At 58.0% G+C, this 13,243-nt stretch carries 13 protein-coding genes; 9 read left to right on the forward strand and 4 right to left on the reverse strand.

Annotated elements, in window-relative coordinates; all coding sequences use genetic code 11:
• Positions 1–227: 227 nt before the first annotated feature.
• From aspS to ruvB, 6 genes are all read left to right on the forward strand, one after another.
• Complete coding sequence (gene aspS, locus GVK32_RS21575; protein ID WP_159872217.1) at positions 228–2,015, forward strand: aspartate--tRNA ligase; 1,788 nt, start codon at positions 228–230, stop codon at positions 2,013–2,015.
• A gap of 1 nt (position 2,016) precedes the next feature.
• Positions 2,017–2,460: a dihydroneopterin triphosphate diphosphatase gene (gene nudB, locus GVK32_RS21580; protein ID WP_159872219.1), complete on the forward strand. Its 444-nt coding sequence runs from the start codon at positions 2,017–2,019 to the stop codon at positions 2,458–2,460.
• Positions 2,461–2,521: 61 nt separating this feature from the next.
• Positions 2,522–3,262: a YebC/PmpR family DNA-binding transcriptional regulator gene (locus tag GVK32_RS21585; protein WP_159872221.1), complete on the forward strand. Its 741-nt coding sequence runs from the start codon at positions 2,522–2,524 to the stop codon at positions 3,260–3,262.
• A 154-nt stretch (positions 3,263–3,416) separates the two neighbouring features.
• Positions 3,417–3,938, forward strand: a complete 522-nt coding sequence (gene ruvC / locus GVK32_RS21590; RefSeq protein ID WP_041146240.1) for a crossover junction endodeoxyribonuclease RuvC — start codon at positions 3,417–3,419, stop codon at positions 3,936–3,938.
• 80 nt (positions 3,939–4,018) lie between these two features.
• Complete coding sequence (gene ruvA, locus GVK32_RS21595) at positions 4,019–4,630, forward strand: Holliday junction branch migration protein RuvA (RefSeq protein WP_041146239.1); 612 nt, start codon at positions 4,019–4,021, stop codon at positions 4,628–4,630.
• Between the two features lie 8 nt (positions 4,631–4,638).
• Positions 4,639–5,649, forward strand: a complete 1,011-nt coding sequence (gene ruvB / locus GVK32_RS21600) for a Holliday junction branch migration DNA helicase RuvB (protein WP_041146238.1) — start codon at positions 4,639–4,641, stop codon at positions 5,647–5,649.
• A 55-nt stretch (positions 5,650–5,704) separates the two neighbouring features.
• Here the strand turns inward: ruvB and znuB are convergent, their stop codons facing one another.
• A complete protein-coding gene (znuB, locus tag GVK32_RS21605) occupies positions 5,705–6,490 on the reverse strand; it encodes a zinc ABC transporter permease subunit ZnuB (protein WP_159872223.1) in 786 nt (261 codons plus the stop codon).
• Positions 6,490–7,242 carry a zinc ABC transporter ATP-binding protein ZnuC gene (gene znuC / locus GVK32_RS21610; RefSeq protein ID WP_159872225.1) on the reverse strand — a complete coding sequence of 251 codons (753 nt, stop codon included), beginning with the start codon at positions 7,240–7,242 and terminating at the stop codon, positions 6,490–6,492. The genes znuB and znuC overlap by 1 nt, the downstream gene beginning before the upstream one ends.
• Positions 7,243–7,320: 78 nt before the next feature.
• On the opposite strand from znuC, the gene znuA reads away from it, so the two are divergent.
• From znuA to lpxM, 3 genes are all read left to right on the forward strand, one after another.
• Positions 7,321–8,265, forward strand: coding sequence for a zinc ABC transporter substrate-binding protein ZnuA (gene znuA / locus GVK32_RS21615; protein ID WP_159872227.1), 945 nt, complete (start codon positions 7,321–7,323; stop codon positions 8,263–8,265).
• A 15-nt stretch (positions 8,266–8,280) separates the two neighbouring features.
• Positions 8,281–9,600, forward strand: coding sequence for a murein DD-endopeptidase MepM (mepM, locus tag GVK32_RS21620; RefSeq protein ID WP_041146234.1), 1,320 nt, complete (start codon positions 8,281–8,283; stop codon positions 9,598–9,600).
• 128 nt (positions 9,601–9,728) lie between these two features.
• On the forward strand, positions 9,729–10,703 hold the full coding sequence (lpxM, locus tag GVK32_RS21625; protein WP_133598531.1) for a lauroyl-Kdo(2)-lipid IV(A) myristoyltransferase: 975 nt from the start codon (positions 9,729–9,731) through the stop codon (positions 10,701–10,703).
• 51 nt (positions 10,704–10,754) lie between these two features.
• Here lpxM and dcuR read toward each other — a convergent pair whose 3' ends face one another.
• Together dcuR and GVK32_RS21635 are read right to left on the reverse strand one after the other, a co-directional pair.
• Positions 10,755–11,474, reverse strand: a complete 720-nt coding sequence (gene dcuR, locus GVK32_RS21630; RefSeq protein WP_159872229.1) for a two-component system response regulator DcuR — start codon at positions 11,472–11,474, stop codon at positions 10,755–10,757.
• A gap of 69 nt (positions 11,475–11,543) precedes the next feature.
• Positions 11,544–13,229: an NAD-dependent malic enzyme gene (locus GVK32_RS21635; RefSeq protein WP_159872231.1), complete on the reverse strand. Its 1,686-nt coding sequence runs from the start codon at positions 13,227–13,229 to the stop codon at positions 11,544–11,546.
• Positions 13,230–13,243: the final 14 nt, after the last annotated feature.

The following is a 13,243-nucleotide window of genomic DNA, read 5'->3' on the forward strand; positions in this document are numbered from 1 at the left end:
CCGTTGTCATTCGCGCTCCAGGGTAACAAATTTTGTTAATTTTTGTGAGCGTAGCCAATAAGCGTGCAGCAAAGCAACGTACAAACTGCGTCGGGCTTATCGTGCGGCAGAATTTCCAGTATAATAGCCGCCTTTTTTCATTCAGTTGTGACATTCAGCTAAAGCCGCAACTTCGTGGCCTGCAGAGCAGGCAACAATCCGCCAGTGGCTAAGTTAAGGGATATCTCATGCGTACAGAATATTGCGGGCAGCTGCGTCTGTCCCACGTGGGGCAGCAGGTGACTCTGTGTGGTTGGGTCAACCGTCGTCGTGATCTTGGTAGCCTTATCTTCATTGATATGCGTGACCGCGAAGGCATCGTACAGGTGTTTTTCGATCCGGAACGTGCGGATGCATTAAAGCTGGCCTCCGAACTGCGTAATGAGTTCTGTATCCAGGTGACGGGCACCGTGCGTGCGCGTGACGAAAAAAACGTCAACAGCGATATGGCTACCGGCGCCATCGAAGTGCTGGCTTCCGATCTGACCATCATCAACCGCTCAGAAGCGCTGCCGCTGGATTCCAACCACGTCAACACCGAAGAAGCGCGACTGAAATACCGCTATCTGGATCTGCGTCGTCCGGAAATGGCCCAGCGTCTGAAAACGCGGGCAAAAATCACCAGCCTGGTCCGTCGTTTTATGGATGAGCACGGTTTCCTCGATATCGAAACCCCGATGCTGACCAAGGCCACGCCGGAAGGCGCGCGCGACTATCTGGTTCCGAGCCGCGTGCATAAAGGCAAGTTCTACGCGCTGCCGCAGTCTCCTCAGCTCTTCAAACAGCTGCTGATGATGTCCGGCTTCGACCGCTACTATCAGATCGTGAAATGCTTCCGTGATGAAGACCTGCGCGCCGACCGCCAGCCGGAATTCACCCAGATCGACGTGGAAACCTCCTTCATGACCGCATCGCAGGTGCGTGAAGTGATGGAAGCGCTGGTTCACGAGCTGTGGCTGAACGTGAAGGGTGTGGATCTGGGCGAGTTCCCGATCATGACCTTTGCCGAGGCCGAGCGTCGCTACGGTTCCGATAAGCCGGACCTGCGCAACCCGCTGGAGCTGGTGGATATTGCCGACCTGGTGAAAGCGGTTGAATTTGCCGTCTTCTCCGGCCCGGCAAATGATGCCAAAGGTCGCGTTGCCGCACTGCGCGTGCCGGGCGGCGCGGCGCTGACCCGTAAGCAAATCGATGAGTACGGCAAGTTCGTGCAGATTTACGGCGCCAAAGGCCTGGCGTATATGAAGGTCAACGAGCGCGCAAAAGGCCTCGAAGGCATCAACAGCCCGGTCGCTAAATTCCTCAACGCGGAAATCGTTGAAGCCATTCTCGAGCGCACCGCAGCCCAGGACGGCGATATGATTTTCTTCGGCGCTGATAATAAGAAAGTGGTTGCCGATGCCCTGGGTGCGCTGCGCCTGAAGCTGGGTAAAGACCTGAGCATCACCGACGAAACCAAGTGGGCGCCGCTGTGGGTTATCGACTTCCCGATGTTTGAAGACGATGGCGAAGGCGGCCTGACCGCGATGCACCACCCGTTCACCTCTCCGCGCGATATGACCGCGGACGAGCTGAAAGCCGCGCCGGAAACGGCGATTGCCAACGCCTACGATATGGTCATTAACGGTTACGAAGTCGGCGGCGGCTCGGTGCGTATTCACAGCGGTGAAATGCAGCAGACCGTGTTCGGCATCCTCGGGATCAACGAGCAGGAGCAGCGTGAGAAGTTTGGCTTCCTGCTGGATGCGTTGAAATACGGTACGCCGCCGCACGCGGGCCTCGCATTCGGCCTTGACCGTCTGACGATGCTGCTGACCGGCACCGATAACATCCGCGACGTTATCGCTTTCCCGAAAACAACCGCCGCCGCCTGTCTGATGACCGAAGCACCGAGCTTCGCCAATCCGACCTCGCTGGGTGAATTAGGTATTCAGGTTGTGGCGAAAGAGACAAAAGAGTCTGCGGAGAATAAGTAAGATGTCATTCAAGCTCCCCGTTTCTGTACTGGTGGTGATTTATGCCGAAGATACAAAGCGGGTGCTGATGTTGCAGCGGCGCGATGATTCCGCTTTCTGGCAGTCGGTAACCGGCAGCCTGGAAGCGGGGGAAACCGCGCTGCAAGCCGCCGCGCGCGAAGTAAAGGAAGAGGTCGCAATAGATGTTGCCGATGAGCATCTGGCCTTAATTGACTGTCAGCGTACGGTGGAGTTCGAGATTTTTTCTCATTTACGTCATCGCTATGCGCCGGGCGTTGTGCGCAATACGGAATTTTGGTTCCGGCTTGCGCTCCCTCATGAACGCCAGATTGTGTTTACCGAACATCTGGATTACCGCTGGGTCGCTGCGACGGAAGCCGCCGCGTTGACCAAGTCGTGGAGTAACCGGCAGGCGATTGAAGAATTTGTAATTAACGCCAACTAATATTCCCCGCCTCCTGCTGGTCAGAAGGCTTCGGGAAAACGGCATTTTTGGAGAGTTTTTTATGGCAGGTCATAGTAAGTGGGCCAACACCAAGCACCGCAAAGCGGCACAGGATGCCAAACGCGGTAAGATCTTCACTAAAATTATTCGCGAGCTGGTCACCGCCGCGCGTTTAGGCGGCGGCGATGCGGCTTCTAACCCGCGTCTGCGCGCAGCGATTGATAAAGCGCTGGCCAACAACATGACCCGCGATACCCTGAACCGCGCTATCGCCCGTGGCGTAGGCGGCGATGATGACGCGAACATGGAAACCATCATTTATGAAGGTTACGGCCCTGGCGGCACGGCGGTGATGGTTGAGTGCCTGAGCGACAACCGCAACCGTACCGTTGCCGAAGTGCGTCACGCCTTCAGCAAAACCGGCGGTAACCTCGGCACCGACGGCTCGGTGGCCTATCTGTTCAGCAAAAAAGGGGTGATCTCCTTCGAAGCTGGCGACGAAGACGTGATTATGGAAGCGGCTCTGGAAGCGGGGGCGGAAGACGTTGTGACCTATGACGACGGCGCGATTGACGTCTACACCGCGTGGGAAGATATGGGCGCCGTACGCGACGCGCTGGAAGCGGCTGGCCTGAAAGCTGACGCGGCCGAAGTCTCAATGATCCCGTCGACGAAAGCCGATATGGATGCGGAGACCGCGCCGAAGCTGCTGCGTCTGATCGATATGCTGGAAGACTGCGACGACGTGCAGGAAGTTTATCATAACGGCGAGATCTCTGATGAGGTCGCCGCAACGCTGTGATTCCCGTAATCTTTCAGCCTACAGCGGTGTTGGCTCTCCTCGCTTACCCCGGTTACGTAGTGAATCTGCGCTTCCGGGGATGCGCTGCGTGGCCGCCTGGCTGTGAACTGAAATATTTAGGGTCTCAGGGCTTCGTTATTACCGGAGATGCGTGATGGCTATTATTCTCGGTATTGACCCGGGTTCGCGCATTACCGGCTATGGCGTTATCCGCCAGGTCGGGCGGCAGTTAAGCTATCTTGGCAGCGGATGCATTCGCACTAAGGTGGACGATCTGCCGTCGCGCCTGAAGCTGATCTACGCGGGCGTGACGGAAATTATCACCCAGTTTCAGCCGGACTATTTCGCGATTGAACAGGTGTTTATGGCGAAAAACGCCGACTCGGCGCTGAAGCTGGGGCAGGCGCGCGGGGTGGCTATTGTCGCGGCGACCAATCAGGATCTTCCGGTCTTTGAGTACGCCGCGAGGCAGGTCAAGCAAACCGTGGTCGGCATCGGCAGCGCGGAAAAAAGCCAGGTGCAGCATATGGTGCGCACCCTGCTGAAGCTGGCGGCTAACCCGCAGGCGGATGCGGCGGATGCGTTGGCCATTGCGATTACCCACTGCCACGTGAGTCAGAACGCGACGCAGATAGGCGATAGTCGGCTAAACCTGGCGCGCGGACGCTTGCGATAACGTCAAATCAGGCTGGATATTTATCCAGCCTTTTTTTATGATACCGGCAGATACTTTAGCCCTTAACGCAGGAGCAGCATGTGATAGGCAGACTCAGAGGCATCGTTCTCGAAAAACAACCCCCGCTGGTATTACTGGAAACGGGAGGCGTTGGCTATGAAGTGCATATGCCTATGACCTGCTTTTACGAACTGCCGGAAGTGGGCAAAGAGGCGGTCGTATTTACCCATTTTGTGGTTCGCGAAGACGCGCAGCTGCTGTTTGGTTTTAATAACAAACAGGAGCGTACGCTGTTCCGCGAGCTGGTTAAGACCAACGGCGTAGGGCCGAAGCTGGCGCTGGCGATCCTTTCCGGCATGTCGGCGCAGCAGTTCGTTAACGCCGTCGAGCGCGAAGAGGCCGCGGCGCTGGTTAAGCTTCCAGGGATTGGCAAGAAAACCGCCGATCGCCTGATCGTCGAAATGAAGGACCGCTTCAAGGGATTACACGGCGATCTGTTTACCCCGGCCGACGACCTGGTGCTGACATCGCCTTCCGGCCCGTCCAGCGATGATGCCGAGCAGGAAGCGGTTGCCGCCCTAGTGGCGCTGGGCTATAAACCTCAGGAGGCCAGCCGAATGGTGAGTAAAATCGCCCGCCCGGATGCCAACAGTGAAACGCTAATCCGCGAAGCGCTGCGCGCCGCGTTGTGAGGTAAGGGATGATTGAAGCAGACAGGCTGGTATCGGCAGACAGCACCGGGTTTGAAGAGACGGTCGATCGCGCAATCCGCCCTAAACTACTGGCAGAGTACGTGGGCCAGCCGCAGGTGCGCTCGCAAATGGAAATCTTTATCCAGGCGGCCAAGCTGCGTGGAGACGCGCTCGACCATCTGCTGATCTTTGGCCCGCCGGGGCTGGGAAAAACGACGCTGGCCAACATCGTCGCCAATGAGATGGGCGTTAACCTGCGCACCACCTCCGGGCCGGTGCTGGAAAAAGCCGGTGACCTGGCGGCGATGCTGACCAACCTCGAACCCCACGACGTGCTGTTTATCGATGAAATTCACCGCCTTTCGCCGGTGGTGGAAGAGGTGCTTTATCCGGCGATGGAGGACTATCAGCTGGATATCATGATTGGGGAAGGGCCCGCGGCGCGTTCGATAAAAATCGATCTGCCGCCGTTCACCCTGATTGGCGCGACTACGCGGGCCGGTTCGTTAACCTCGCCGCTGCGCGACCGCTTCGGCATCGTCCAGCGGCTGGAGTTTTATCAGATTGCCGATCTACAGCACATTGTGAGCCGCAGCGCCCGCTTTATGGGGCTGGAGATGAGCGAAGAGGGGGCGCTGGAAGTGGCGCGTCGCGCGCGCGGCACCCCGCGTATTGCCAACCGCCTGCTGCGGCGGGTGCGCGACTTCGCGGAAGTGCGCCATGACGGCAGCATCTCTCTCGACATCGCCGCCCAGGCGCTGGATATGCTTAACGTTGACGCCGAAGGATTTGATTATATGGACCGCAAGCTGCTGCTGGCGGTGATCGATAAATTCTTTGGTGGCCCGGTCGGCCTGGATAACCTGGCGGCGGCCATTGGCGAAGAGCGCGAAACCATTGAAGACGTGCTGGAGCCCTATCTAATCCAGCAGGGCTTCCTGCAGCGAACGCCGCGGGGGCGTATGGCGACGGTCCGTGCCTGGAACCACTTCGGCATCAAGCCGCCGGAAATGCCCTAGCCGGGCGCGCCAACCGGTAGCTCTGCTCAGCGCAGCGCTACCGGAAAAAGAGTGCTCAGGCGGCCGCTTTCTTCATCATGCTGAAGATAAACAGCACCGCAGCGCACAGCACCACCGACGGGCCGGCCGGCGTGTCGTAGAACGCCGAGAAGGTCAGTCCACCGGTTACCGCGATCGCCCCGATGCCAACGGCGATAGCCGCCATCTGCTCCGGCGTACGCGCAAAGCGGCGCGCCGTGGCGGCGGGGATGATCAGCAGCGAGGTGATGATCAGCGCCCCGACAAACTTCATCGCCACGCCGATAGTCAGGGCGGTGACCAGCATCAGCAGCAGCTTCACCCGCTGCAGCTTCACGCCGTCAACGAACGCCAGGTCGGGACTGATCGTCATTGACAGCAGGTTGCGCCACTGACAGAGCAAAATGACCAGCACGATCGCCACGCCGATGGCGATTGAGATCAGATCCGTCGGCGTCACCGCCAGCAGATCGCCAAACAGGTAGGCCATCAGGTCTACGCGGACGTTCGACATCAGGCTGACCACCACCAGGCCCAGCGACAGCGCGCTGTGGGCCATAATCCCCAGCAGCGTATCGATGGCGAGGTGAGGGCGCTTCTCCAGCCATACCAGCCCGCCCGCCAGCAGCAGCGTGATGGCGATAACGGCGTAGAAGGGGTTGACGTTGAGCAGCAGGCCAAAAGCGACGCCGAGCAGCGAGGCGTGGGCGAGGGTATCGCCAAAATAGGACATCCGGCGCCAGACGACAAACGAGCCCAGCGGGCCGGCGGCGCAGGCGAGCATCACCCCGGCCAGCCAGCCGGGTAACAGTAGTTCAATCATCAGCGGTCATTTCCCCGACGCAGTACAATCCGCCCCTGCAGGTCGTGGCGGTGATTATGATGGTGACGATAAATACCCAGCTGTTCCGCGCCGCGCTGGCCGAACATCGAGATAAACTGCGGGTGCATCGAGACCACTTCCGGCGTGCCGGAGCAGCAGATATGCTGATTCAGGCACAACACTTCATCGGTTTTCGCCATCACGAGGTGCAGGTCGTGGGAGACCATCAGCACCGAGCAGTTAAGCTCCTGGCGCAGCTGGTTGATCAGGTCATACAGCGCCACCTGGCCGTTGACGTCGACGCCCTGCGTCGGCTCATCAAGCACCAGCAGCTGCGGCTGATTTAACAGCGCCCGCGCGAGCAGCACGCGCTGCGTTTCGCCTCCGGAGAGTTTCTGCATCGGGGCATCGATAAGATGTCCGGCCTGGACACGCTTCAGCGCCGGCAGAATATCCTGCTTACGCGTCTGCGGACGCAGGCGTAAAAAGCGGCTGACGGTGAGCGGCATCGTGGCATCGAGGTGTAATTTTTGTGGGACATAGCCAATGCGCAGCTTTCCCTCTCGTTTGATAACACCGTCAGTTGGTGCTACCAGCCCGAGAACGACCCGTACAAGCGTGGATTTACCGGCGCCGTTCGGGCCGAGTAAGGTCAAAATTTTGCCTGGCTTAAGCGTGAGCGAAATGTCAGACAGCACGCGTCGCTGGCCGAAGACCACCGAGACGTTTTGCAAAGTTACAAGATTTGTCATGTCAAATTAAGGGTTGCACAAGCTAGTGAATGTTATAATATCACATCTTTCTCATTCATTACGACGATTAGACGCATTATGTTACATAAAAATACGCTTCTTTGCGCTGGACTTAGCGCCGTTTTTTTGTTCACCCAGACCTCCGCGGCGAATGCCGCCGTAGTTGCCTCAATGAAACCTCTTGGCTTTATCGCTTCCGCTATCGCTGACGGGGTCACCGACACCCAGGTGCTGCTGCCAGATGGCGCCTCTGAGCACGACTATTCTCTGCGCCCTTCAGATGCAAAACGCTTACAGAACGCAGACTTAGTAGTGTGGGTTGGCCCTGAGATGGAAGCCTTTATGGATAAGTCAACGCAAAGCATTGCGCCAAACAAAAAGGTGACGATCGCCCAGCTTGACGGCGTGAAACCGCTGCTCATGAAAGGCGCGGATGACGACGATGACCACGACGGCCACGATCACGCTGCAGGTGGAAAAAGTGACGACGATCACCATCACGGCGTATACAACATGCATCTGTGGTTATCCCCAGAGATAGCGCGGCTTTCGGCGGTTGCAATCCACGATAAATTATTGGAACTTATGCCGCAGAGTCGAGCCAAACTTGACGCTAACCTGAAGGAGTTTGAGGCAAAATTAGCCTCGACCGATCAACAGGTGAGTCACGAGCTGGCACCGCTGCAAGGAAAAGGGTATTTCGTTTTTCATGACGCCTACGGCTACTTTGAAAAACACTACGGTCTGACATCGCTTGGTCATTTCACCGTTAACCCTGAAATTCAGCCTGGTGCGCAGCGTTTACACGAAATCAGAACACAGCTGGTTGAGCAAAAAGCGACCTGCGTTTTTGCTGAGCCACAGTTCAGGCCAGCCGTTATAGAAGCTGTTGCCAGAGGTACCTCCGTGCGCATGGGAACCCTCGATCCGCTGGGTACAGGAATTAAGCTGGGTAAAGAAAGTTATCCGCAGTTCCTGAACCAGCTGGCGAACCAGTATTCGAGCTGCCTGAAAGGAGATTAACGAGGAAGTGAATACGTGCAACAGATAGCCCGCGCTGTCACTCAGGCATTTAACAATTTGCCACGACCTCACCGCGTAATGCTGGGGTCGTTGAGCGTTCTAACCTTAGCGGTTGCCGTCTGGCGACCGTACATCTACCACCACGAATCAGCCCCTATCGTCAGAACGATTGAGCTGGAAAAAAGCGAAATCCGTTCCTTGCTGCCGGAAGCCTCTGAACCTATCGATCAGGCCGCGCAGGAGGAAGAAGCTATCCCTCAGGACGAGCTGGACGATAAGGCCGACGGCGATTCAGGCGGCCATGAGTACGTCGTATCAACCGGCGATACCCTCAGCAGCATCCTCAATCAGTACGGTATCGAAATGGGCGATATCTCCCTTTTATCGACCGCTGATAAAGAGCTGCGCAACCTCAAGATTGGCCAACAGCTCTCATGGAGCCTGACGGCGGATGGCGATCTGCAAAGCCTGACCTGGGAAATGTCCCGTCGCGAAACCCGCACCTATAATCGCGTGGGTAACGGCTTCAAGATGAGCAGCGAGCTGCAGGAAGGGGACTGGGTCAACAACGTGCTGAAAGGTACCGTTGGTGGCAGCTTCGTCTCCAGCGCGCGTAACGCGGGCCTTACCAGTACCGAAGTCAGCGCGGTTATTAAAGCTATGCAGTGGCAGATGGACTTCCGCAAGCTGAAAAAGGGCGACGAGTTCTCGGTGCTGATGTCGCGCGAAATGCTTAACGGCAAGCGGGAGCAGAGCCAGCTGCTGGGCGTGCGTTTACGTTCAGACGGCAAGGATTACTACGCCATCCGTGCCGAAGACGGCAAGTTCTACGATCGCAACGGTACCGGCCTGGCGAAGGGCTTTATGCGCTTCCCAACCGCGCGCCAGTTCCGCGTGTCGTCAAACTTTAACCCGCGCCGCCTCAATCCGGTGACCGGGCGCGTCGCGCCACACCGCGGCGTAGACTTCGCGATGCCGCAGGGCACGCCGGTACTTTCCGTCGGTGACGGCGAGGTGGTGGTGGCCAAACGCAGCGGCGCGGCGGGGTACTATGTCGCCGTACGCCACGGCCGTACCTACACCACCCGCTATATGCACCTGCGTAAGCTGCTGGTGAAACCCGGGCAGAAGGTGAAGCGCGGTGACCGCATTGCGCTGTCGGGCAATACCGGCCGCTCTACCGGGCCACATCTGCATTATGAAGTATGGATTAACCAGCAGGCGGTAAACCCGCTGACGGCGAAACTGCCGCGTACGGAAGGGCTGAGCGGTTCCGACCGCACGGATTATCTGGCGCAGGTGAAAGAAGTTATGCCGCAGCTGCGATTCGACTAACGCGCTGTTATTAAAAGCCGGTGCTAGTGCGCGCCGGCTTTTTCTTTTGTACCTTCCCCAACGTGTCGCTAAACTATAGCCTTAGGTATCTCCTTATCTTTATTCAGCACCATTTTTGCGGATCGGGCATGGAAACGAAAAAAAATAATATTGAGTTTATTCCAAAATTTGAGAAATCCTTTTTACTCCCGCGCTACTGGGGCGCGTGGCTGGGCGTTATTGCTTTTGCGGGGATTGCGCTGACGCCCCCGTCATTCCGCGATCCGATTCTCGGCAAGCTGGGGCGCTTTGTCGGCAGGCTGGCCAAAAGCTCGCGCCGCCGCGCGCAGATAAACCTGCTGTACTGTTTCCCGGAAAAGAGCGAGCAGGAACGCGAAGCGATTATTGATGAGATGTACGCCTCTGCGCCTCAGGCGATGGTCATGATGGCTGAACTTGGCCTGCGCGATCCGCAGCGCATTCTTTCCCGCGTCGACTGGCAGGGAAAAGAGATTATCGACGAGATGCAGCGCAATAACGAAAAGGTGATCTTCCTGGTACCGCACGCCTGGGGCGTGGATATCCCGGCTATGCTGATGGCGTCCGGCGGACAAAAAATGGCGGCGATGTTCCATAACCAAGGCAATCCGGTATTTGATTACGTATGGAATACCGTTCGTCGCCGCTTTGGCGGGCGCATGCACGCGCGCAATGACGGCATCAAGCCGTTTATCCAGTCGGTGCGTCAAGGCTACTGGGGCTACTATCTGCCCGATCAGGATCACGGTGCGGAGCACAGCGAGTTCGTCGATTTCTTTGCTACCTACAAAGCCACGCTGCCGGCGATCGGCCGCCTGATGAAGGTCTGCCGGGCGCGGGTGGTGCCGCTGTTCCCGGTCTATGATGGCAAAACCCATCGTCTAACGGTGCTGGTACGCCCGCCGATGGACGACCTGCTGGAGGCCGATGATAATACGATTGCCCGGCGGATGAACGAAGAGGTGGAAATTTTCGTCAAGCCGCATAGCGAGCAGTACACCTGGATCCTCAAGCTGCTGAAAACCCGCAAACCCGGAGAAATCGAACCCTATAAGCGCAAAGAGCTTTTTCCGAAGAAGAAATAGCGCCGCCTGTCGCTCAAGGTAACGATTATTTAGCCACTGCACGCCGACGCGTCAGTGGCTAAATTGTTTGAGCAGTGAGTCATGCTCCGCAATCAGCCGATAGCGGTACTCCGGCCTCCCCGTGGCGCCGTAGTGGTTGCTGGTGTGCAGAATATCGATCTGCGCCAGCCAGAGCAGATACTTGCGACAGGATACCCGGGAAATATCCAGCTGCGCCGCCAGCTCATTGGTTGAAAACTCGGCTTCAGGGTGAGCGCCTATCCAGCGGCACACCGTGCGCAGCGTTTCGGCGGTCAACCCTTTTGGCAGGCGACGGCTCTCCGCGCGCTGCCGCGAAGCGTGATTGAGCAGGTCGTCGATGTCCGACTGCTGGTAACTGGGCATGGCGTGGCGCTGGCTACGCTTGTGGCTCCAGGCGATCAGCGCCTCTTCAAAGCGGGAGAACTGGAAGGGCTTGATGAGGTAATCCACCACCCCGTAGCGCATTGCGCTCTGCACGGTGAGCGCGTCGGCGGCGGAGGTGATCATGATGACGTCAATATCGTGCGCCGACCGGCGCAGCGCCGGCAGCAGGTCCAGCCCGTTCTCCTTATGCATGTAAACATCGAGCAGGATCAGGTCAATGCCCTGCGGCCGTTCGCTGATGATGCGCTGCGCTTCGCCGAGGGTCGGGGCGATGCCGCAGCAGCAAAAGCCGCTAAGCCGGCTGAGAAACAGGCGGTTTAGCTCAGCGACCATCGGATCGTCATCGATAATAAGGACATTTATCACGCGGGCCTCTCTTAAGGCCGGGGGGCTATCTGCCTCCCGGATATCATATTACCAGCCGGACCCGTCTTTTCAGAACGATGAGCGTTTATAGGCGGTGTAGCGCGCCTGCCAGTAGGTTTGTTCGATGCGGGCAAGCAGCCGCTCTTCGCTAAGCTGCGGTGCCACGCCCTCCTGCTGGGCGACCTTCGCGATAGCCAGGGCAATGGCGCGCGATATCGTTTCGATCTCCGCCACCGGCGGCAACAGCCCGCCGCTTTCCGCCGCTGCCAGCGGGGAGTGAGCGGCCAGGGTGCGGCTTGCGGCGGTGAGCATCTTTTCCGTGATCCGCTTGACCTTGCCGGCCAGCACGCCGAGCCCGAGGCCGGGGAAGATATAGGCGTTATTGCATTGGGCAATATCGTAGGTTTTGCCCGCGTAAACCACCGGGGCAAAGGGACTGCCGGTGGCGACCAGCGCGGCTCCTTCCGTCCAGGCGATCAGATCCGCAGGCTGGGCCTCGGCGCGAGAGGTTGGGTTCGAGAGCGGCATGATAATCGGGCGGGCGCAGTGCCGGTGCATCTCTTTGACAATCTCTTCGCTGAACAGACCGGGCTGCCCTGAAACGCCGATCAGTACGGTCGGATGCGCATGGCGCACAACGTCGAGCAGCGAGACGGGGCCGGTGCCGACGTCCCAGTGGGCAATGCTGTGTCGGGAAGTGACCAGCTTTTGCTGGAAATCGAGCAGCTCGGGGATCGCGTCCGTCAGCAGGCCGCAGCGATCGACCATAAATACCCGGCCGCGGGCCTCGTGCTCGGACAGCCCGTCATCGACCATCATCGCCACGATCTTTTCCGCGATACCGCAGCCCGCGGAGCCGCTGCCTAAGAAGACCACGCGCTGATCGCATAAGCGGCTGCCGGCCGCCTGGGCGGCAGCGATGAGGGTACCCGTCGTCACGGCGGCAGTACCCTGAATATCGTCGTTGAAGCAGCACAGCCGATCGCGATAGCGCTGCAGGAGGCGGGTGGCGTTCTTTTGGGCAAAATCTTCGAACTGCAGCAGCACGTCAGGCCAGCGGCGCTTCACCGCTTCAATAAACATATCCATAAACTCGAGGTAGCTGTCGTCGTCGATGCGCGGGTGGCGCCAGCCCATATAGAGCGGATTGTCGATCAGCTGCGCGTTGTTGGTGCCAACGTCGAGCATGATCGGCAGGGTAGAGGCCGGATGAATACCGCCGCAGGCGGTGTAGAGCGAAAGTTTGCCAATCGGGATGCCCATCCCGCCAACGCCCTGGTCACCGAGGCCGAGAATGCGCTCGCCGTCGGTGACCACGATGACCCGGATATCGTTGCGCGAGAAGCTTTGCAGCATCTCATCAATTTGGTGGCGGTCCGGCCATGAAATAAACAGGCCCCTGGCGCGGCGATAAATTTCCGAAAAGTGTTCACAGGCCTCGCCGACCGTCGGGGTATAGACGATAGGTAGGGTATCGGTCATATGCGTGCGCAGAACGTTATAAAACAAGGTCTCGTTAGTATCCTGAATATTGCGCAGATAGACGTGGCGTGAAATATCGCGTTTAAACTGACCAAACTGTTCCCAGGCTCTTGCCGTTTGCTCCTCAATCGTCTCCACCTTTTGCGGCAGAAAACCGTGCAGACCAAAGGCATCGCGTTCGCCGTCGGTAAATGCCAGCCCTTTATTAAGTAACGGGTTTTCCAGTAATACGGAGCCGTTATAGGGAGTGTAAATAGTGTCCTGGTTTAACATGGGTTACTCCTGAA

Source organism: Klebsiella sp. 18074, assembly GCF_902705905.1.
GTDB classification, from domain to species: Bacteria; Pseudomonadota; Gammaproteobacteria; order Enterobacterales; family Enterobacteriaceae; genus Klebsiella; species Klebsiella terrigena.

What these genes read in the sequence shown, in the direction of transcription:
- aspS (WP_159872217.1), top strand. Translation starts at nt 228, where the DNA reads ATGCGTACAGAATATTGCGGGCAGCTGCGTCTGTCCCACGTGGGGCAG.
- nudB (WP_159872219.1), top strand. Translation starts at nt 2,017, where the DNA reads ATGTCATTCAAGCTCCCCGTTTCTGTACTGGTGGTGATTTATGCCGAA.
- GVK32_RS21585 (WP_159872221.1), top strand. Translation starts at nt 2,522, where the DNA reads ATGGCAGGTCATAGTAAGTGGGCCAACACCAAGCACCGCAAAGCGGCA.
- ruvC (WP_041146240.1), top strand. Translation starts at nt 3,417, where the DNA reads ATGGCTATTATTCTCGGTATTGACCCGGGTTCGCGCATTACCGGCTAT.
- ruvB (WP_041146238.1), top strand. Translation starts at nt 4,639, where the DNA reads ATGATTGAAGCAGACAGGCTGGTATCGGCAGACAGCACCGGGTTTGAA.
- znuB (WP_159872223.1), bottom strand. Translation starts at nt 6,490, where the DNA reads ATGATTGAACTACTGTTACCCGGCTGGCTGGCCGGGGTGATGCTCGCC.
- znuC (WP_159872225.1), bottom strand. Translation starts at nt 7,242, where the DNA reads ATGACAAATCTTGTAACTTTGCAAAACGTCTCGGTGGTCTTCGGCCAG.
- znuA (WP_159872227.1), top strand. Translation starts at nt 7,321, where the DNA reads ATGTTACATAAAAATACGCTTCTTTGCGCTGGACTTAGCGCCGTTTTT.
- lpxM (WP_133598531.1), top strand. Translation starts at nt 9,729, where the DNA reads ATGGAAACGAAAAAAAATAATATTGAGTTTATTCCAAAATTTGAGAAA.
- GVK32_RS21635 (WP_159872231.1), bottom strand. Translation starts at nt 13,229, where the DNA reads ATGTTAAACCAGGACACTATTTACACTCCCTATAACGGCTCCGTATTA.